Source organism: Ruegeria lacuscaerulensis (assembly GCF_013034685.1).
GTDB classification, from domain to species: Bacteria; Pseudomonadota; Alphaproteobacteria; order Rhodobacterales; family Rhodobacteraceae; genus Ruegeria; species Ruegeria lacuscaerulensis_B.
Genome location: NZ_WQGO01000002.1, coordinates 458,498 through 477,778, shown reverse-complemented (window position 1 = coordinate 477,778; position 19,281 = coordinate 458,498). Strand labels below are relative to the sequence as shown.

The window sequence follows — 19,281 nt, the reverse complement described above, 5'->3', positions numbered from 1 at the left end:
CGCATTTTTGGCCTGCGCGTCTATGGTGTCCACGCTCATCCTATCCAAGTGGGGCCCGCCGGATCATCCGTTGCCGTGATCCGATAGAGACCCGCCTGCCCTGTCATCGAAGGGTTCACACAATAGGATTCACCAGGCAGGACCAAAGCCGTGTCACCGGTGGACAATGTGGTTTCATGATCGTTGATCGAAATGCGCCAGTGGCCGCTTGCAGGCATAAGAACGACGGCAGATGCTGCAACGGTTGGTTCGGTAACAGAAGTCCCCCGTCCAAGGAAATCGACCTCAAACCCGGGTTTGTCCTTGATTATTCCATTCTCACCGATCACCCGAACGGGCTTTTTGGCCGACAAAGCCATTAGGTCCCAATAGCGCGCAACATATTTGCCTACGACATCCTCAACCGGAACTTCGGGGTAGTCCTTCAATTGCTCTTCAGTCAACAGAGGCATCGGATGCACATTGTGTGGCAGTTCCTGCCCCTTTTTGGAATCGTACAAAACCCCATTGTCACCCAGCATCAAACCATGTGCCTGCGCATCTTCAATAACCTGAGGGGCCCAGGTCACTCCGCCGCCTGCATCGTCGCCGCCCAGGATCGACATGATCATCCCATAGTCCTGACCGACATTTTCGAAACCTCGGAAAATACCCGTGGGAATGTTGAAAATATCGCCTTCTTCGGCAATGAATTCACCCGCTGTGCCATAGCGGCCCCAGAAGAACCGCCAGCGCCCTTTAGCGACGAAAAAGACCTCGGCTGTGGTATGGCTGTGCAGTGAATTCCGGCATTTCGGAGGCTGCCCCGCAGCACCAATGTTAAAGCCAATCTTATCGGTGATATGGACGTGCTGATCGGGGCTTTCGGACACGCCACCGCCGATGATGGTAAAGTTCTCTTTCTGATCGCTGCCCGGAGTATGGGCGTCGATGAAGGCGGTTTTGCAGGGCTGCAGTTCGCCGTAGCGGACGATGCGTTGTTGGATTGTGCTCATGATGGTCTCCTTGAAAATGGGGGTGATGGGATCAATCCCGTCCCCCGGGAGGTCGGTTGTTCAAACGCCGCGCGCGCAGCGAGGCGCGATGCGTGTGAAAGCGCCGCGCCGCCTGACTGGCGTTCAGGGAGAGGCACATCGCAGCCACTCAGCCCTCCTGTCCCTGTAGCAGGATCTGTTTCCAGACCGAGGTCTCGTCGAACAAGGTGTATTCCCGGCGCAGCTGCGGCTGGCCGGCGATCAACTCGCCGAACTCACCGTGGCTGATGCCCAGAACATAGACCTGCGCACCTGTTGGCGCGCCAAAGACACCCCAGCCATCATGCTTGCCCCACAGGCTCCAGCGGATCGCGGCGCGAGGGGGCATATTCGGGTCATCGCGGCCAATCTGGTGCTCGATCTTGAACTCTGCGTTGGGGAAGCTGGCGCGCAAACCCATCCAGAACCGATCCACTGAGTCCCAGCCGTGACCGGTAACCCCGCCTACATACTCGGACTGAACAGCGCGGTCGTATTCGGTTTCGATTGCGCCCATATCGGCATTCATGATCCGGGTCAGGATATCGGCGTAACGCTGCCCCCATTCATTGTCGTTGCCGGTTCCCTTGTAGGGACCGGGCTGGTCGATCTCGGGTGTCAGCGGTTTGACACAGTTCTCAGGTCCACCTTCGCGCGCGATCAGATCGGCGGCGTATTCTTTGGGGTCCCAACCCATCTGACGCACGATCGCCCCCTGATCGCGGATCAGCCACTCGTCATTGATCTGATTGTCGATGGCGTGGCAGTCGGCGAGAATCCGATAGCGCAGTTTGGTTCCGGTCGCTTTACCGTAAACACCTTCGGCCAAATGTGTCGCGGTCGAGATGATCCGGTGCGAACTTAGCATCCCCTCTTCCGGAGTACCGGACCAGATAACATCCTCTCCAAGCAATTGACGGTCAGGAAATTCGGCCAGAGTCGCCATAGTCGCGCCGATGACGTTCTGGTTGCCCAGCACCACCGACCCGGGCGAGCGCACGACGATATCCTTGCTATAATAGTCATGCAGCGTGACGATGCCGCGATCTTCCCAGATCTCTTTGGTGATCCCGATGATGTAGTCCGGAAAATCCCGGAATTTCGGATCAAAGCCCTTCATGTCTCAGTCCTTTGTGGTTTCCACCCCTTCGGCAAACGCGCCGAAGTCCGCACGACCAGAGGCCCGTCTATGGCCACTTTGCGTGGTTCGGCCGTGGCCGGGGTGTCGATGTGGTCAAGCAAAGCGGTGACGGTTTCAGCCACCATCAGATTGGCGCGCTGGCGGATTGTCGTCAGGTTATAGGCGGGCCACCCGGCGGGCGGCACGTCGTCATAGCCGATGACCGAGACATCCTCGGGCACGCGCAGGCCCAGTTCAAAGCGGATCACGTCCATCACCGCCAAAGCCATGTGATCATTGGCCACAAACACGGCGTCGGGCCGTTTGCCGGGGGCAACATCAAACATCCGGCGGGCGGCGGCGCGGGCGTTTTCGGTGTGGAAATCTCCGACATCATGGGCGAACACATCCTGCCCACCTTCAGCCAGGGCCGCACGGAACCCTGCCTCGCGGTCACGCTGGGTCGAGGCACCCTGCCAACCCGCGATATAGGCGATACGCTTATGTCCTCCGGCCAGTAGAAACTCAGCCACTTTGCGCCCGCCCGCATAGTTGTCCGAGGCCACCGTGGTGATCCCATCAATATCCTGCGAACGGTTGAACAGCACCACCGGAACGCCGGCCTGCTGACAGCGCGTGGCGATATCCGACGACATCGGAACCGAGGCAAGAATGACTCCGTCCACCTGATAATCCAGAATTTCATCCATCACGCCATCAATATTCCCGGCCGAGCGTGAGGCCATGAAAATCAGCACGTGATAGCCTTGTTCCTGCAACGCATTGGAGAGCTTCTCCAGGGCCTCGGGGTAGAAGTAATTCTCAAGATACCCCACCACCAAACCGATGATGCGGCTTTTGCCCGACACCATGGCGCGGGCCAGAACATTGGGCCTGTATCCCAGTTCAGCGGCGGCTTTGCGCACTTTGTCTTCGGTCTTTTTGCTGACGGATGCACCAGGCGTAAACACCCGGCTGACCGCCGATTGGCTGACACCGGCCAGTTGCGCAACCTGCAGGGATGTGACCTTTTCAGCCATCAGTCCGCCGTCCACCCGCCGTCAATCAGCATCGAGGTACCGGTCACCAGCGCCGAGGCGTCTGAGGCCAGATAGGTGACCGCCCCCATGATGTCTTCGACTTCGCCCACGCGGTCGAGCTTGATCTTCTCCATGATCCAAGCGGCACGTTCGGGGTTATCAAACGTGGATTGTGTCAGTGGCGTGCGAATGAAAGTCGGGCAGACGGTGTTGATGCGGATGCGCTGTTTGCCCCATTCGATAGCCATCGCTTTGACCATGCCCTCAAGCCCGTGTTTGGTGGCGCAATAAAGCGCCCGGTCCACGCCACCCACATGGCCCATCTGGCTTGAGATATGAATGATCGACCCCGGCCTGTCCGCCGCCAGCAGCGCCTTGGCCGCATAGGACGACAGAAAATAGGCCGAGCGCAGATTGACGCTGGTAACTGCGTCGAAATCTTCAGGCGTGGTCTCCACAGCCGGGCTGTGGCGGGCGGTTCCGGCGGAGTTGACGACCACGTCAAAAGTACGGCCTTCGAATAGCTGTTTCAGCGCCTGCAAGTCGCCCTGATCCACCACGGTGGCCTCGGCCGACCAACCCTGCGCCTGCAGTGCGGCGACTGTCTCAGCCAGGCGATCCGCCCCGCGCGCAGCACAGACCACATGCGCCCCGGCCTCGGCAAGCGCCACGGCGCAGCCCTGACCGATGCCCGAGGAGGCACCGGTAACCAGCGCGGTTTTACCGTTTAGCGAAAACAAGGGGGTGCGGGGCAGGTCAGTCATCAATTCATTCCATCCGGTATTTCAATACGGCCCATATTCCGGGCCTTGTTGAATTCCCGCAGACGGGCGAACACGTCAACTCCCAGTTGGCGGTATGCGTCCAGAAGATCGACCAGAACCCAGTTTTCGCGGATCAGGCCATTCTCGAGCCGCCAGAAATCCAGGCTGCGCATGGTGATCCGTTGGCCCGAGGGCGCAATCCCCATCCAACCGTCATGGGTCACCGTCTGGATCATGTTCGGCCAGCCGGTGACGGCGGCATAGTCGCCATCGCCGAAAAAGTGATAGGTGATGTCATCCACATACTTCCCACGATCCGGCATCCCGTTCAGGAACGGAATCTGGTGCCAGTTGCGAAACCCAGCATAGCCGCGCCCAGTGCCGATTCCGGCGGGACCGTACCAGTTCATGCGGGGGTGCCAGAACTTCTCCATCTCCATAACCTCTGGCCCGCCCTCTGATGGGTGTTTCTTGAGGTGATCCAGCATGTCGATGATGTGCTGGCATGTCTGCTGGCCTTTATCGGCATCATATGGCCCCGGCAACAGACCATCCTGCGTCGCTGGGCCCGGAACATGCCATTCATGCCCAAGACTGGGGGCCATGGGCCAGGCGTTGGCCTGCATCATCACTTCGGGGATGTCCCACAGCGCCTGCATCTCGACGATCTTGCCGTCGCGGAAGCGATAGAATTCATGGAACCGCATTGTCACCTGATGGCCGGTCGGCGGGATATCCAGCCAAGGCCCGGTGAAGGTGCCGGTATAATAGCCGCCGCAACCGACCCAATCCGCGCCGTGTTCATCCGGCCCGGCCATGACGATGTAGTCGCGCCGCTCCAAATCAAGCCATGCGTCCAGCAGACCCTTAAAGGCGGTGTCATAGAAGGCATCGCTGCCGGTGCTGTCGCCAAACGGATGGCACAACCGAAACAGGGCGTCCGGGGCGCTGACCCTGGCCAGCGCCTGCCGCACACCCGTTTCGGTAAAGTCATACATAGCCGCCCTGACCGGCGCGATCAGGGCTTTATGCTGCGCATGAATATCACTCATTCGGCGGCGTCCCGATAGGGGGCCGCCTCGCCATAGGGCACGTTGATCCCGCCATAGCGGCGGACGCGGACGTTGCATTGCTCGGCATGACCCACAAAGCCTTCCAGCATACACAGGCGCGAGCCATATTCGCCGATCAGCGTCGCCGCCTCATCAGTCAGAACCTTCTGATAACTGTGTGTTTTCAGGTATTTACCTACCCAAAGCCCGCCGGTATAGCGCCCGGCTTTTTTGGTGGGTAGCGTGTGGTTGGTGCCAATCACCTTGTCACCGTTCGACACATTGGTGCGCGGCCCAAGGAACAGCGCTCCGTAGCAGGTCATGTTCTCAAGGAACCAGTCATCGCGGTCGGTCATCACCTGCACATGCTCAGAGGCGATATCATCGGCGACCTGCAGTATCTCGTCATAGGAGTCACAGACGATCACCTCGCCATATTCTTCCCAGGACACTTTGGCGGTGTCGGCGGTGGGCAAGATGCCCAGCAGGCGATCGACCTCAGCCAGAGTATCTTCGGCCAGCTTGCGCGAATTGGTCAGCAAAACGCAGGGGCTGTTATAGCCATGTTCGGCCTGACCCAGCAGGTCGGTGGCGCAAAGCTCCGCATCCGCTGCAGTCTCATCGGCGATCACCATGGTCTCGGTCGGGCCGGCGAACAGGTCAATCCCCACGCGGCCAAAGAGCTGGCGCTTGGCTTCGGCCACAAAGGCATTGCCGGGGCCGACCAGCATGTGCACGGGATCAATGGTTTCGGTTCCCAGCGCCATGGCGCCAATGGCCTGAATGCCGCCCATGACGTAAATCTCATGCGCGCCGCCCAGATGCATGGCTGCGATCACTGCCGGGTTCGGTTTACCCTGAAACGGAGGTGTGCAGGCGATGATCCTTGGCACACCCGCCACGCTGGCCGTCGCCACCGACATATGGGCCGAGGCCACCATCGGGAACTTGCCGCCGGGCACATAGCAGCCCACGGACTGCACCGGGATGTTCTTGTGGCCCAGAATGACGCCGGGCAGGGTTTCAACCTCGATATCTAGCATCGAGTCGCGCTGCGCCTGCGCAAAGTTGCGCACCTGTTCCTGCGCGAATTTGATATCGTTCAGCTCGCGCTCGGTCAGTTGGCCGATCAGCTCGTCGATCTGATCTGGCGACAGGCGAAACGAGGCGGGGGAATAGTTGTCGAACTTCTCGCTCAACTCGCGCACGGCGGCATCACCCCGGGTTTCGATGTCCTTCAGCGTGGCCTCGACCACGGCGCGGGTCTTGGCGTCATCCTCGGCCCGGTCAGCGTCGGACTTACCGCGTTTGAGATACTCGATAGCCATAATCCTGATCCTTACTTGTCGGGGCGAGGGGCGGTTTTCTCACCTCGGTCAAAGGCTTCCCAGCCCTCGCCGTTGAACAGATCCACACCCAGCTGCGCGGCCACATGGGCGAAATCCACGTTCACCCAGTTGTCGACGATCTTGCCATCGACCACTTTCCAGAAATCCATGTAACGGATTTCAACCCGTTTGCCGGTTGGGGCGATTCCGAGGAATTCGCCGGAATGGGTGGCCTCTTGCCGGCCAAAGGCGGCGGCCCATTCGCCCATGTAAAGACGCGCTTCGTCAATGCAGGTCTTGTCGGAAAACGCCGCCTGGAAGGGGCGCTGCCAGTTGTCCTGAAACTCTTTCAGGCCAGTTTTGGTGCCACAGCCCTGATTACCCAACCAGCGGAATCCTTGCGAGAAGAACTCGCCGATATCATCAATGCGGTGGTCATTCAGACCATCGACCATCGTCTCGATCACACGTCGCGTTTCATCCGTTTTGGACATGTCCGTATCACGGGTCAGAACGGCTTGTTCCGGGCGGGAACCCTTCATTTCTTTATCCTTTTACTGCGCCAGCGGTCAGGCCACTGACGATTTGGCGTTGGAAGATCATCACAAGGAAGAACAGCGGGGCGATGATCGACACCGCGGCAGCCACGGCGACCACCTGATCGGTCGTCGTTGTCTCGCGGTTGAACATGCCCGCAATGGCGGGGACCATCGTCTGGTTCTGCGCATCAAGCAGCAGCGAGGTCACAAGAAAGTCGTTATAGGCCAGCAGGAAGCTGAACAGCCCGGTAGTAATCACCCCCGGCCACATCACCGGCATGATCACCCGGCGGAAGGCCTGAAAGTGGTTGCAGCCATCAACCCGCGCGGCTTCGTCCAGTTCAGCTGGGATGTTCTGAAAGAACGAGCGCAGCATCCAGATGGTGAACGGCTGGTTGATCGCCACCAGCACCGCAATCACGGCGAAAGGCTTGCCATAAAGCGTCGGCGCATTCTCACCCAGAATAGGCGCCAGCCATTCGGCCGAATTGATGAAAACCGGCAGATAGCCCGCCACCAGCACGGAATGAGGCAGCGCGCGGAAGATCAGTGCGATCAGCAAAATCCAGAAGGCCAGTGTCGAGCCCGACCGCGCCAGGCCATAGCCGGCCAGCGTGCCTACGGTCAGCGATACGGTCACAACCCCGGCGGTCACGATCAGCGAATTTTTGAAGTTATTGGAGAAGCCCCGATCGACCCAAACGGTCTTGTAATGCTCAGTCGTTACGCCCAACACATCGCGACCCAAGGGGCCGAACAGTGGGTTCAGGATGTTTAGAACCGCGGGCAGGACAACAAAGAACACCAGCAAAAAGGCGATCAGCGCGACAAGCACTCCGACCACCCAACCGAACCATTCCTGACCCGGTGATGTGTATTCCTTGATCTTCGCGGGCAGCACTTTGGTCACGATCATGGCCGCGCCCCAGATCACTGCGATGCCAAGGATGATATCCAGAACCGACAACCCGTTGCCTGTGGCCAGCGTCGCGGGGCCAAAGATCACGTTCAGCGCGTTGCTGTCATAGGCATCCACAGGGGATTTGACGCTCATGATAGCGATCCAGACGATCGGGAAGGCGGCGACAAGGCACCAGAACGCGAGGAAGATGTTCGAGGTCAGCCGCAGGCTGAGAGGTTGGCGAAGCGCGCGCGAGGACATATCAGTGGCCTCCTTTATGGTCGCGCCAGGTGCGGCGCAGCGGCAGGATCAGAAGAAGGACGATCCCGATCATTGTCAGCATCGCGCTGGCCGAGGCCCGGCTGATCGACCGGTTGCCCGCCTGATCCGGCACGAGGAAGTCGAAGGTCAGCCATTGCAGCGAGATGACATAAGCTTGGCTCGAGAAACCGACGATCTCTTCGAACACCCGGTAGGCGTCCATCAGGTGGATCATCGACACGAAGATGATCAGCGGCATCAGATGCGGGATGACGATGTATTTCATGCGTTGCCAACGAGTCGCCCCATCGATCACGGCGCTTTCGAGACTGTCCTGGTTGACGGTCTGCAACCCGGCATAGAACACAACGGCCGCAAACGGGGCCACGTGCCAGACGCGGTAGAACATCATCAGGATTTCAATGGTCCACGCCTGCGCAAACAAGGCAATATCGCGGTTCAGCCACCACTCCAGCAGCGCGGTCAGGATGCCGTCCCCACGGAACAACCAGTTGATAGACAGTGCGCCGATCACCGGCGTGATGATGAAGGGCAATAGCGAAATAAAGATCACCGGTCCGCGGATTGACCCCGCGGCGTTGTTGATCAGAACCGCAATACCCAGCCCGAACCCGATGACCAGTGGCAGCGTGATCAGCGTGAATGTCAGTGTGAAACGCAGCGCCTTCCAGAAATTGATGGTGGACAGGACCGACCAATTGCCCTCAGTGATCGCGCGCCATGCCCGCTCGGGCTCCAGCACGTTGCGATAGCTTTGCAGGCCAACATATTCCGTCCGCGTGATAACCTCACCATGTTCATCCAGCTTGGGCTGCGATTTCAGCTCGGTCACGCAGGTCTGGGTCAGGAAGCCGGGCGTGCAGGTTTCGACCTCGACCGTCTCATAGACGGGTTGGGTGATATAAAAGCTCTGCTTGAACACGCTAACTAGTGGGAACGCGATAAAGAGAAGCATCATAAAGACAGAGGGGCCAACAAAGGCGGCAAATGTCCGGAAATTCATGGCTCTGCCTTTCTCATGGTTCTCGGGTGGGAAAAGAGGGAGGGCACGGGGCCCTCCCCAGAGAGGATCAGTTACTGATCAGACCGGCCTCTTTCGCGGCGGTGATGTAATCCGCCTCGATATCGGCCAGCGCGGTTTGCGCATCTTTGGCACCGGTCAGGTAATCGGCCAGACCATTGCCCAGCGACGTGTGCATGATGCCCATGGGACCAGATGCAGGATATGGTTTGGCACCACCTTCTGCCGAGGCCGCAGCGCCTGCAGCCAGCTCACCCGGTGTGTACGCCGTGCTCAGCCAGACAGCGGTGTCATTGTTTGCGCCAACCATCTCGGCATCGATACCTTCCATCACCAGACGGAAGGCCGCGTCTGCTTCTTCATCGCTCATGTTCGAGGCCAGGACGATGCCGTCCCACCAAACGGTCGTGGCCGGAACCGAGGACCCCATCGGCGCTGAGGCCATCGTGACCTTGCCGACAACTTGGCTTTCAGCCTCATCATTCATGGCAGCGGCCCGGCTGGCCCACAGGTTGGCCATGGCAATTTTGCCCTGTTGGAATTGCTGCTGGACATAGGTGGAGTCCGAGACGAGGTATTCCGGGTCCATATAGTCCGTCATCGCTTTCAGCGTTTCCAGCGCAGCTACGCCTTGCGCATTGTTGATTGCGGGCATGTTGCCGTCACCAAAGAATGCGCCACCTTCGCCCAGATACATGTTGACGAATTCCTGACCAAGGTTCCAACCGGTCTTAAAAGTGCCCCCGATCGGATAATCCATTACACCGGCTTCTTTGATCTTGGCCGCTGCGTCTATTATCTCGCCATATGTCTTTGGTTCTTCGATGCCCAGATCAGCCAAAACATCATTGCGATACATCAGGTGCTGCGCATTGACCATGAAAGCAATTGCCATTGTCTTGCCATCGACTTTGATCAGCTGGTTCGGCAGCAGGTTCTGGCCGTATTTTTCGACCAGATCATCCAGAGGCCGGATTGTGCCTGCGTTCAGCAAGGGCACAAGGGTCGCGTTGGAAACGCCGCCGATTTGATAGAGCGACGGGTTGGCAGCAAAGGCTTCGGGCTGCTTCTCGCGGAATTCCTGATCCAGCGAAGCGCTGAAGTTGCCGCATTCGGCCATCGCGTCCGTCACCGCTTTCCACGCTTCGAAACCCGCTGATAGCGACTTCAGCGGCACTTCGTTTTCATAAGAACAGGCCGCCGATGCACCGCTTGCTGCGATGGCCATGGCTCCTGCCATTAGGATCGTCTTGAGTTTCATGCGTTTCTCCCTGTCAGGATGGGTCCGTCGTCGACGCCCGGACCGCTGTTATGCCCCGAAGGGCTGTTGGCGGGGTTACTCCCCGATCCGCGCACCGCTTCCAGCTTCGAAGAGGTGACAGATTTCTGTAGGCACCGAGAATGAGACATCATCCCCGATCTCGGCGCGGAAAGATTTATCGGCCTTGACCGACACCAAAGCTCCACCGACCCGGACCGAGATCATGGTCGCGTCGCCCAGCAGCTCCAGCGTGTAGATCGGAGCGGTGATCTGGCCTGCGCCTTCAGCAAGGCTGGCATCCTCGGCCCGGAACCCCAGAGTCATAGGGCCATCAGGCGCGCTGACCGGAATTTCAACATGTTCAGCTCGGAATACGCCGCCTGTGACCTCTCCTTCCATCAGGTTCATGGCCGGCGAGCCGATGAAGCTGGCCACGAAAGTATTCGCGGGACGGTCATAGATTTCGGTCGGACTGCCGACCTGTTGCACCACGCCCTGTTTCATCACCACAACACGGTCGGCCAGAGTCATCGCCTCGATCTGGTCGTGGGTCACATAGATCGTCGTCACCGCCAACTCATGACTGAGGTTCTTGATCTGCGCCCGGGTCGAGACCCGCAGCTTGGCATCGAGGTTAGACAGAGGCTCGTCCATCAGGAAGACATTCGGTTCCCGCACGATGGCGCGGGCCAGCGCCACACGCTGCCGCTGACCGCCCGACAGTTCGGCCGGTTTGCGATGCAGAAAATCGTCAAGCTCGACCATAGCGCTGGCGCGGCGCACCTTGTCGTCATGGGTCGCTGGATCGATGCCGCGCACTTTCAGCGGAAAGCGGATGTTTTCATAGACGTTCATGTTCGGGTACAAGGCATAGCTTTGGAACACCATCGCCACGTCACGGTCCTTGGGTTCCAGATCATTGACGACCTTGCCGTCAATCAGAATCTCGCCCTCGGTCACGTCCTCAAGCCCGGCGATCATCCGCATCGTGGTGGTCTTACCACAGCCCGACGGGCCCAGCAGCACCAGAAACTCGCGATCTGCAATGGTCAGGTCGAAATTGTGAACCCCAATGAACGAGCCCCATCGCTTACCCACGTTGCGTAACTGAATTTCCGCCATGGTGCCCCCACAAAGATTCGCTTGCATACGTTTGCAAAACTGTAATTCGCATATATCAAATCAGGCAAGACATTTTTGCATACGTATGCAAGAATATTGGGAAAAACGCCCGATCAAAAGATTCGCGCGCCTCGCAACACTCTGACAATAAATGGAAAAATCGTGAGTTTTCAGACCCAAAAAAAACTTGTCTATGCGTTTCAAACGGCCATGGATACCGCAACAGAGCATGACATCCCAAAGGTGATGAGCCAATTCAGTACGACGGATTTGAAGTGGCGTGGTTTTCATCCCTTCAACGAAATCACCGGTGCTGACCAGGTTGCCCGGCAGTTCTGGCAACCTTTGAGGTCCAGCCTCGCCCACATGCAGAACCGTGTCGATATCCTGTTCGCGGGGCACAACTCACTACATGACCCAGACGACGTATGGGTCGTTTCCATGGGACATTTGATGGGGTTGTTCGACAAACCGTGGCTGGGTATCCGCGCGACCGGCAAGATGGCGTTCCTGCGGTATTGCGCATTCTACAAAGTCTCAGGCGACCGGATTGTCGAAACAGCGATGTATTTCGACATTCCGCATTTGATGGTGCAGGCTGGGCAAAATCCGTTTCCCCCGCAAACAGCGGCGCATTTGGTCCAACCCGGGCCGTTGACCCATGACGGCCTGCTGTGGAACGAGCAACCCATTGAAGAAGGCAATAAGACTCTGGCGCTCATCAATGCTATGATCTCGGATCTCGGGCAGTGGAACAGCGGAATGACATTGCAAGAGGAATTGGCCCGAACCTGGCACCAGGACATGATCTGGTGGGGGCCCGAGGGTATTGGCGCGACCTACACAATAGACCGTTATGCCAAACAACATTCCGGGCCCTTTCGTGCAGGTTTCACAGAACGCTCAAAGACAGAACATGTCTGTCGGCTGGCCGAAGGAAACTACGGCGGCTTCTTTGGCTGGCCAAACTTCACTGCAATACCGTCAGGAGGGTTCATGGGCATGCCATCCACTGGCAAGCCGGGCGAGTTTAGGGTGATCGACATTTATCGGCGCGCCGATGATAAACTGGCCGAAAACTGGGTGTTAATTGATTTGCTGCATTTTTGGAAACAGCAAGGGGTGGACGTTCTTACTCGGACAACGGGGATCAAACAAACCGGAGGATGAATGTGGACTTGCGCCACCTCAACTCCATAGAAACGGTGTAGAAAACAAGCATTTCTGGAAGTCGCGCACAAGGCGTGTACGGGTTTGCCAACAAAACATCGGTCCGCATTGCCCGCTGGATGCATTCGATAATGCTTTGAAGCTGCGGGCAAGACCGCCAACCAAATGAGTCATCTCCACTAGACTTTTCAATCCCCTATCGTACTGTTGCCGCATTATTTGGTCGGGGTATCCGTGTGTCGGTCAGGGTCGTATCACTCGTCTTAATGGCGTCGAGTTGGCTGTTTTGCGCGATCTCAGCTGCTTCTGGGGAAACTCTGTCTCATTGGGTGCAACTTGGACCGGATCGCGAAATAGTTGTCCGTGTTATCTCGGCGTCGCCAAAATGTCCTTTGCTACAAGTCGAAGGCCGTTCTGTCGCCATGCAGAAAAGGGCAACACCATCGGCCCAGTTCCCGGGCCACGTTTGCGAGCATCGGGCGCAGGAAACCCCTGGTCAGATATCTGTGGACACAAAGGTGCTCCCAACGCTCAGCCCGACCGTAGAACGTATCGCTGTCATTGGTGATACCGGCTGCCGCATTCGCGGAAACAGGGCCCAGGCCTGCAATGATCCGAGTGCCTGGCCCCTGACGAAAATAGCAGAGGAAGTCGCGTCCAGATCGCCGGATTTGATCATTCATGTCGGCGATTATCTGTACCGGTCTTCGGAATGCCCGGACGCGGAAAAATGCGGCGGCTCACCATTCGGAGACACGTTTCAGGCCTGGTCTGCCGACTGGCTAACCCCGGCGGAACAGCTGTTCCAGGCCGCGCCGTTTCTTTTTCTCAGGGGAAATCACGAAAATTGCGGACGTGGAGACAAAGGGTGGTTTCGGTATTTCGCAGACGGCCCGGTGCCGTCAGATTGCCCAGCAGTTTCCCAGCCATGGATCACATCTGTCGATGGGTTGGATCTGATCGTATTTGATTCCTCCGCCGGTCCCGCGCCTCATAGCAGCCCCGACTTGCTACCGGAATATTCGCAAATGGCGCGCGATCTCTTCGCAAGAACCAATGGCGAAGGCTGGCTTCTGACACATCGCCCGCTTTGGGCGAACATGCGCGCATTTGGGGAGCTGATTAACGGGGATGACACCCAGCGCGCAGCCTTTGGCGGTGCCATGCCCCAGGCCGTCACCCTCATCCTGTCGGGTCATATTCATGCGTTTCAAGCCATCGACCTGTCGGACGGTCCGGTTCAAAGCATCGTCGGCAACAGTGGCACGCAGCTTGATCCAATGCCCACAGGCGTTGCAAGGGATATCGAAATCGCCGGACACTTGGCAGACCTTGTGGTCAACAATGGCGAATTCGGTTTCTTGATGTTGACCAAGGGCACTGACAATACATGGCTGATGGAGGCCATTGGGGACACCGGGCAGGTTCAAATTCGGTGCCAGTTGGCCGAAAGCAGGCTCACCTGCATTTAACAGGCAGTCACTCTATGGCCTTGTTGGAAACCCAAAGGAGTTACTGAATCAGCCCACGAAAACGCGCCAGCAGGATAGGCGTCAGATACATCGGGATTTGGTAACACCCCACAAAAATCAACAATGGGGCCGCTGCCTCTTCCGGCAAAACGATCAGGAACAGGGCAATATTGCGATTGCCCGCGTAGATCGCAGTTGGAATGGACATGTCCAACCGTGCCCAGTTTGAAACCAACAATGCCCCGCTGACGAGGACGAAATTGATGGCAAGCGCTGCCATGAGCCAAAGAAGCAGAGCCAGAGGTTCGGTTTGCAAAAGCGGGCCTATCGCGCTCATCAACCCGACCACGACGACGCCCAGCAATAGGGCGGAACACCCGTCCAAGGCACCCTGTTCCCTTGGCTGCCCCATAACGGGCAACAGATGACGAATGGCAAATCCGATCCCGACCGAAACAAGGATCGCTGCAAGAAGGCCAAGCGACAAGCTGATCCCACTCAAAACCCCTCCACCAGCAGGGTCGAGGATAAGGAACACCGGAAGGGCCGTGATCGGAAACAACGCCGTTCCGATGACCAAAATCCGCATTCCCGGTGCCGGGTCCTGACCCATCATGATCGCGAAATTCGGAGCACCTGTCAGTGAAGGCGCAGCCAGCATCAAGGAAACCGCCATGGCCAAGGGGAAGTGCAATAGGTCCAGCGCCGCCAAGGTTACAATCACGATCAGCGGCAACACCGCTTGCAGAGCCACGATGCGCAGCACTGTCGCAGTCAAATCACTTTGGACACCCAACGCCTGTTTTGCGCCTACACGAATGCCGGTGACCAGCAGCAGCAAAACCACTAGAACCCCGACCCACGGACGCAGAAACTCGGCAAGGCCTGGGGTCAGCAATCCTGCAATTAGCCCGGCAATCAGGCAGTAGCGGCCTTGCTGCCCCAGCCAACCAAGCGCTGAAACCACCTGTCAGGGCGCCTGTCGCATGGTTTCAGGCAGCCACATGGCAACATCCGGGAACCAGATCAAAACAAAGCACATCAGCACCATGATCATGAACATCGGAAACGCAGCGCGGGTGATATAGCCCATCTCATGCTCTGTCATACCCTGCAGAACAAAAAGGTTGAAGCCGATCGGGGGCGTGATCTGCGCCATCTCGACCACGACGACGACGAAGATACCAAACCAGATCAGGTCGATCCCCGCCTCGCGCACCATCGGTTCGACCACCGCCATGGTCAGAACAACCGAGGATATTCCGTCCAGAAACATGCCCAGCACGATGTAGAACACCATCAGGATCATCAGCAACTCGAAGCGCGATAGCTCCATCGCGGCGATGCCGTCCGCCAAGGCGCGCGGCAGGCCGGTAAAGCCCATGGCCAGTTTCAGAAACGCAGCGCCCGCAAGGATCAGGGCGATCATAGCCGAGGTCCGGGTCGCCCCCATCAAGCTTTCCGTAAAGGTGTTCCAATTCAGCGACCTCTGACTGGCCGCAAGAACCAAGGACCCTATGACCCCGATGGCTGCAGCTTCGGTCGCGGTGGCGTAGCCCGCATACATCGACCCGATCACCACAAAGATCAGACACATGACCGGGATCAGAAAACGAGAGTTCTTCAGCTTTTCACCAAAGCTCATGAACGTTTCCTGTTTCGGGTTCCAGGCACCCGAGAACCACGAATACAGCGCCACATATCCCATGAACATCAGCGCCAGACACAGACCCGGAAACACCCCGGCAAAGAACAGTTGCGTGATGCTCTCATTCACGGTGACGCCATAGACGATCAGAGCCAGCGACGGAGGGATCATCAGACCCAGCGTCGCAGCACCCGCCAATGTCCCGATTACGATCCGCTCGGGGTAGTTGCGCGCCCGCAGTTCCGGGATGGACATCTTACCAACCGTGGTCAGCGTCGCGGCAGAGGATCCGGACACAGCCGCAAAGACCGTACACCCCACAATATTGGTATGCACCAATCCTCCGGGCAGCCGCGCCATCCAGGGCGACAAACCGCGGAACATGTCTTCGGACAGTCGCGTTCGGAACAGGATCTCTCCCATCCAGATAAACAGCGGCAGCGCTGTCAGAGTCCAACTGGAAGATGAAGCCCAGATCGTGGTGATCATCGTGTCGCCTACCGGGCGGGTCGTGAACAGCTCCATCCCGACCCAGGCCACGCCCATCAGCGCCAGGCCAACCCAGACGCCTGTGCCCAGAAGAAGGAACAGGACGAACAGGAACAGAGAGATTGCATAGATTTCTTCCATCGCCCTACTCTCCGAAACTCTGATCGACGAGATCACGCTGAATCCGGTGATCGCCCCGGAAAATGACATGCACGAGGTGATCGGTCAGCGAGATGGCGAGAATACCGCCCCCGACGACCATGACAGATTGCGGAATCCACAATGGCGTCGCATCCTGTGCCTGGCTGACTTCGTTGAATTTCCAAGACCAGTACGTGAACCAATAGGCGTAGTAGACAAAGTACCACATCACAGCTGCCGCAATGGTGAAGCACCAGATTTCCAGCACCCGACGAAACGCCTGCGGGACAGCGTTCAACAGGATCGAAACCCGGATATGCGCGCCCCGGTTCAACGCATTTGCAAAGGCAAAAAAGCTAGCCGCTGCCATTGCATAGCCCGCGTAATTCGCCGCACCGGGAAAGATTTCACCCGTCCAGCGCGCTACCATCTGCGCAACGATCAGCAACAGGATGGCGATCAGGCATAACGCAGCCAGCACACCGGCCGCAAAATAAAGAAGATCGAGAAAGCGGCGCAGGCCGCGCAAGGCACCCGTCATAGGTCGGTCTCCGGGGCAGAAAAGGCCCGGACCAGTTCAGAGGTCCGGGCAAAGGTACTTATTGCGCTGCGTTATACGCGTCCAGAATGGCCGCACCGGTATCACCCGCCGCTTCCAGCCACTCGGCGGCCATGGTTTCACCCACGCCCCGCAGATCGGACATCAACTGATCACCCGCCGGAGCAACCGTCATGCCGCCTTCGGCCAGACCTGCCAGGGTGAAGCCGGTATATTCCTTGGCGCGCCATGTCCCCGCGTATTCGGCCAACTCGGCACAGGCCTTGATCACGTTCTTGTTCTGATCAGAAACGCCGTTCCAAACGTCGTTGTTGATCAGCATGTAGTTGCGCGGCAACCACGCGTCGACGGAATAGAAATGGCTGAGGCTTTCCCAAACCTTCCGGTCATAACCGGTAGCCCCAGACGACACCATTGACTCGGCCACGCCTGTCGCAAAGGCCTGGCTGATCTCAGCCGCTTCGATGGACACGGGCAGCATCTTGGTCAACTCGGCCATGCGGGCTGTTGCATTGTTGTACGAACGGAACTTCAACCCTTCCATATCAGCGATGGAATTCACTTCCTTGTTAAAATACAGCCCCTGCGGCGGCCACGGTACAGAGTAGAGCATCGTCATGTTCTGCTCGGCTAGCAAATCCTGCACGTGCGGCAGCGCCACTTCGTACAGCTTCTCATGCTCGTCAAACGAGGACACGAGGAAGGGAACCGAATCCCAACCGAAGATGGCACTTTCATTCTGATGTCCGGACAGCAGACGCTCACCTATCGGCACCTGGCCGGTTTGAACCGCGCGTTTGATATCGGCCCCTGCATAAAGCGACCCGGAAGGGTGCGTGGTAATCTCGATCTCACCGCCGGTTCCGGTGGTCACACATTTGGCAAATTCCGCACCGGTTACTGAATGAAAGTTCGAGCCCGAATACGCCATGGGCAGATCCCACTTTTCCTGTGCAGTAGCGGGAAGCCCCAACACGGTCGCCGTGGCAATGGTTGCACAAGTTGTCGTAATTTTTGTCATTTTAGTCTCCCTGATGGTCAAAACTTCGCGGCTTCATGCAAAACGCATGGGATCAAATGCACCGATGTCGGTGTTGACTGGTTGGCCCGCGACAAGACCTGCGACGATCCTTCCCGTTTTTGGGGCACCGGTCAATCCAATGTGGTGATGGCCAAAAGCGGTAAACACCCCGGTTTCTCGCACCTCTCCAATCAGAGGCAAGCTGTCCGAGGGGGCCGGACGGTGTCCAAGCCAGGGCACCTCTGCCTTGTATGTCAGGTTTGGAAAGGCCGCCTTGGCCGTACGGCGCAACAGGTTCAGGGCTGCATCGTTGGGACCTGCGTCTAATCCGCCGAACTCGACCACTCCGGCGCAGCGCAAGCCCGCAGCCATTGGCGTTGCTACAAATTTCCCGCTAGCCACCATGATGGGATGGGACGGGCCACTTTCGGCGTCTTCGAATATGATGTGATAGCCACGCTCGGTCTCAAGTGGAATGTCCAAGCCCAGTTTCTGCATCAATGGCTTCGACCAAACACCTGTCGCCAATATCAGCTGATCGCAAGGATGCGGTCCTGCCGATGTCAAAACAGCGGACACCTTATCGTCCGTCATCTCGACATCCTTGATCTCGGCCTGCTGAATGGCGCCGCCGGCAGCTTGGAACACGTCTGCCAGAGCTTTTACATATCCACCGGGGTCCCGGACATAGCCATGATCCGCCATCGTTGCCAACAAACCGACCGAGGGCGCAAGGTTCGGCTCAAAATCACGCAGCGCACTTCCTTCGCGTATGATCGGTTCAAATCCCGCATCCCGACGCAGACCCCAAGTGTAGCTGTCCGCTTCGAAGGCCGCCCGGTCGGTATAGGCAAAGGAATAATCACTCTCCTGCACCCAATCCGAGGCGGCTGTACCCGCAACCAGGGATTTGTGTTGCTCGACACTGTCGGCGACGATTGTGGTCAACCCGCTGGATATGCGGCGGGTGTCGCTGTCATTTGCGGTGCCCAGATACTTGATCAGCCATGGCAGCAATTTCGGAAAGTATCCCCAGCGCACAAACAGCGGAAAGTCCGGGTTCATCAGCATCTTAGGCGCTTTTCGCACCAATCCCGGTGCCGTCACCGGCGCAACCGAACAGGCGGCGATCACGCCTGCATTGCCATGAGACGTGCCTTCGCCCGGCGGAAGCCGATCTATGATCGTCACGTCTGCATCAGAAAAGCGGCGCAGCCAGATACCTGTTGATACGCCGACAATTCCCGCACCTGCTATGATGATCCGTTTTGGAATGGTCTCGCCCTCTTTCTGTATACAGATCAATGCACAGTATTGCCTTCAAAGCAAGCCTTGCGT

18 protein-coding genes are annotated in these 19,281 nt (G+C 57.9%); 2 read left to right on the top strand and 16 right to left on the bottom strand.

Annotation, left to right across the window (positions count from 1 at the left end; translation table 11 throughout):
- Positions 1 to 35 precede the first annotated feature (35 nt).
- From GOV80_RS06615 to GOV80_RS06565, 11 genes are all read right to left on the bottom strand, one after another.
- On the bottom strand, positions 36 to 995 hold the full coding sequence (locus GOV80_RS06615; RefSeq protein ID WP_170783357.1) for a cupin domain-containing protein: 960 nt from the start codon (positions 993 to 995) through the stop codon (positions 36 to 38).
- A 148-nt stretch (positions 996 to 1,143) separates the two neighbouring features.
- On the bottom strand, positions 1,144 to 2,133 hold the full coding sequence (locus GOV80_RS06610; protein WP_170783355.1) for a nuclear transport factor 2 family protein: 990 nt from the start codon (positions 2,131 to 2,133) through the stop codon (positions 1,144 to 1,146).
- Entirely contained in the window at positions 2,130 to 3,173 is a 1,044-nt protein-coding gene (locus GOV80_RS06605; protein WP_214647969.1) for a LacI family DNA-binding transcriptional regulator, read from the bottom strand. Before GOV80_RS06605 ends, GOV80_RS06610 begins: the two co-directional genes overlap by 4 nt.
- A complete protein-coding gene (locus GOV80_RS06600; protein ID WP_170783353.1) occupies positions 3,173 to 3,937 on the bottom strand; it encodes an SDR family NAD(P)-dependent oxidoreductase in 765 nt (254 codons plus the stop codon). The genes GOV80_RS06605 and GOV80_RS06600 overlap by 1 nt, the downstream gene beginning before the upstream one ends.
- A complete protein-coding gene (locus GOV80_RS06595; RefSeq protein ID WP_170783351.1) occupies positions 3,937 to 4,989 on the bottom strand; it encodes an ester cyclase in 1,053 nt (350 codons plus the stop codon). The genes GOV80_RS06600 and GOV80_RS06595 overlap by 1 nt, the downstream gene beginning before the upstream one ends.
- Complete coding sequence (hisD, locus tag GOV80_RS06590) at positions 4,986 to 6,317, bottom strand: histidinol dehydrogenase (RefSeq protein ID WP_170783349.1); 1,332 nt, start codon at positions 6,315 to 6,317, stop codon at positions 4,986 to 4,988. The genes GOV80_RS06595 and hisD overlap by 4 nt, the downstream gene beginning before the upstream one ends.
- An 11-nt stretch (positions 6,318 to 6,328) precedes the next feature.
- A complete protein-coding gene (locus GOV80_RS06585) occupies positions 6,329 to 6,859 on the bottom strand; it encodes an ester cyclase (protein WP_170783347.1) in 531 nt (176 codons plus the stop codon).
- A 4-nt stretch (positions 6,860 to 6,863) separates the two neighbouring features.
- Entirely contained in the window at positions 6,864 to 8,018 is a 1,155-nt protein-coding gene (locus tag GOV80_RS06580) for a carbohydrate ABC transporter permease (protein ID WP_170783345.1), read from the bottom strand.
- Position 8,019: 1 nt separating this feature from the next.
- Entirely contained in the window at positions 8,020 to 9,042 is a 1,023-nt protein-coding gene (locus GOV80_RS06575; protein WP_170772004.1) for a carbohydrate ABC transporter permease, read from the bottom strand.
- Positions 9,043 to 9,109: 67 nt separating this feature from the next.
- Positions 9,110 to 10,321: an ABC transporter substrate-binding protein gene (locus GOV80_RS06570; RefSeq protein WP_170772002.1), complete on the bottom strand. Its 1,212-nt coding sequence runs from the start codon at positions 10,319 to 10,321 to the stop codon at positions 9,110 to 9,112.
- Between the two features lie 75 nt (positions 10,322 to 10,396).
- Complete coding sequence (locus tag GOV80_RS06565; RefSeq protein WP_170783343.1) at positions 10,397 to 11,443, bottom strand: ABC transporter ATP-binding protein; 1,047 nt, start codon at positions 11,441 to 11,443, stop codon at positions 10,397 to 10,399.
- Between the two features lie 210 nt (positions 11,444 to 11,653).
- On the opposite strand from GOV80_RS06565, the gene GOV80_RS06560 reads away from it, so the two are divergent.
- Together GOV80_RS06560 and GOV80_RS06555 are read left to right on the top strand one after the other, a co-directional pair.
- Positions 11,654 to 12,613 (top strand): nuclear transport factor 2 family protein, encoded by a 960-nt coding sequence (locus GOV80_RS06560; RefSeq protein WP_170783698.1) that lies wholly within the window; start codon positions 11,654 to 11,656, stop codon positions 12,611 to 12,613.
- A gap of 266 nt (positions 12,614 to 12,879) precedes the next feature.
- The gene (locus GOV80_RS06555) at positions 12,880 to 14,085 is read left to right on the top strand and encodes a metallophosphoesterase family protein (RefSeq protein WP_336510133.1); all 1,206 of its coding nucleotides are present in this window, start codon (positions 12,880 to 12,882) and stop codon (positions 14,083 to 14,085) included.
- Between the two features lie 40 nt (positions 14,086 to 14,125).
- Here the strand turns inward: GOV80_RS06555 and GOV80_RS06550 are convergent, their stop codons facing one another.
- From GOV80_RS06550 to GOV80_RS06530, 5 genes are read right to left on the bottom strand one after another with little or no spacing between them, the layout of a single operon-like run.
- Positions 14,126 to 15,052 carry a hypothetical protein gene (locus tag GOV80_RS06550; protein ID WP_170783341.1) on the bottom strand — a complete coding sequence of 309 codons (927 nt, stop codon included), beginning with the start codon at positions 15,050 to 15,052 and terminating at the stop codon, positions 14,126 to 14,128.
- Positions 15,053 to 15,055: 3 nt separating this feature from the next.
- Positions 15,056 to 16,363: a TRAP transporter large permease gene (locus GOV80_RS06545; RefSeq protein ID WP_170771995.1), complete on the bottom strand. Its 1,308-nt coding sequence runs from the start codon at positions 16,361 to 16,363 to the stop codon at positions 15,056 to 15,058.
- 4 nt (positions 16,364 to 16,367) lie between these two features.
- On the bottom strand, positions 16,368 to 16,904 hold the full coding sequence (locus tag GOV80_RS06540; RefSeq protein ID WP_170783339.1) for a TRAP transporter small permease: 537 nt from the start codon (positions 16,902 to 16,904) through the stop codon (positions 16,368 to 16,370).
- A gap of 58 nt (positions 16,905 to 16,962) precedes the next feature.
- Positions 16,963 to 17,943, bottom strand: coding sequence for a TRAP transporter substrate-binding protein (locus GOV80_RS06535; protein ID WP_170783337.1), 981 nt, complete (start codon positions 17,941 to 17,943; stop codon positions 16,963 to 16,965).
- 33 nt (positions 17,944 to 17,976) lie between these two features.
- Positions 17,977 to 19,218, bottom strand: coding sequence for an FAD-dependent oxidoreductase (locus GOV80_RS06530; protein ID WP_170783695.1), 1,242 nt, complete (start codon positions 19,216 to 19,218; stop codon positions 17,977 to 17,979).
- Between the last annotated feature and the right edge of the window lie 63 nt (positions 19,219 to 19,281).

Coding starts and splice junctions, on each gene's coding strand:
- GOV80_RS06615 (WP_170783357.1), bottom strand. CDS start 995: ATGAGCACAATCCAACAACGCATCGTCCGCTACGGCGAACTGCAGCCC.
- GOV80_RS06610 (WP_170783355.1), bottom strand. CDS start 2,133: ATGAAGGGCTTTGATCCGAAATTCCGGGATTTTCCGGACTACATCATC.
- GOV80_RS06605 (WP_214647969.1), bottom strand. CDS start 3,173: ATGGCTGAAAAGGTCACATCCCTGCAGGTTGCGCAACTGGCCGGTGTC.
- GOV80_RS06600 (WP_170783353.1), bottom strand. CDS start 3,937: ATGACTGACCTGCCCCGCACCCCCTTGTTTTCGCTAAACGGTAAAACC.
- GOV80_RS06595 (WP_170783351.1), bottom strand. CDS start 4,989: ATGAGTGATATTCATGCGCAGCATAAAGCCCTGATCGCGCCGGTCAGG.
- hisD (WP_170783349.1), bottom strand. CDS start 6,317: ATGGCTATCGAGTATCTCAAACGCGGTAAGTCCGACGCTGACCGGGCC.
- GOV80_RS06585 (WP_170783347.1), bottom strand. CDS start 6,859: ATGAAGGGTTCCCGCCCGGAACAAGCCGTTCTGACCCGTGATACGGAC.
- GOV80_RS06580 (WP_170783345.1), bottom strand. CDS start 8,018: ATGTCCTCGCGCGCGCTTCGCCAACCTCTCAGCCTGCGGCTGACCTCG.
- GOV80_RS06575 (WP_170772004.1), bottom strand. CDS start 9,042: ATGAATTTCCGGACATTTGCCGCCTTTGTTGGCCCCTCTGTCTTTATG.
- GOV80_RS06570 (WP_170772002.1), bottom strand. CDS start 10,321: ATGAAACTCAAGACGATCCTAATGGCAGGAGCCATGGCCATCGCAGCA.
- GOV80_RS06565 (WP_170783343.1), bottom strand. CDS start 11,443: ATGGCGGAAATTCAGTTACGCAACGTGGGTAAGCGATGGGGCTCGTTC.
- GOV80_RS06560 (WP_170783698.1), top strand. CDS start 11,654: ATGGATACCGCAACAGAGCATGACATCCCAAAGGTGATGAGCCAATTC.
- GOV80_RS06555 (WP_336510133.1), top strand. CDS start 12,880: ATGGCGTCGAGTTGGCTGTTTTGCGCGATCTCAGCTGCTTCTGGGGAA.
- GOV80_RS06545 (WP_170771995.1), bottom strand. CDS start 16,363: ATGGAAGAAATCTATGCAATCTCTCTGTTCCTGTTCGTCCTGTTCCTT.
- GOV80_RS06540 (WP_170783339.1), bottom strand. CDS start 16,904: ATGACGGGTGCCTTGCGCGGCCTGCGCCGCTTTCTCGATCTTCTTTAT.
- GOV80_RS06535 (WP_170783337.1), bottom strand. CDS start 17,943: ATGACAAAAATTACGACAACTTGTGCAACCATTGCCACGGCGACCGTG.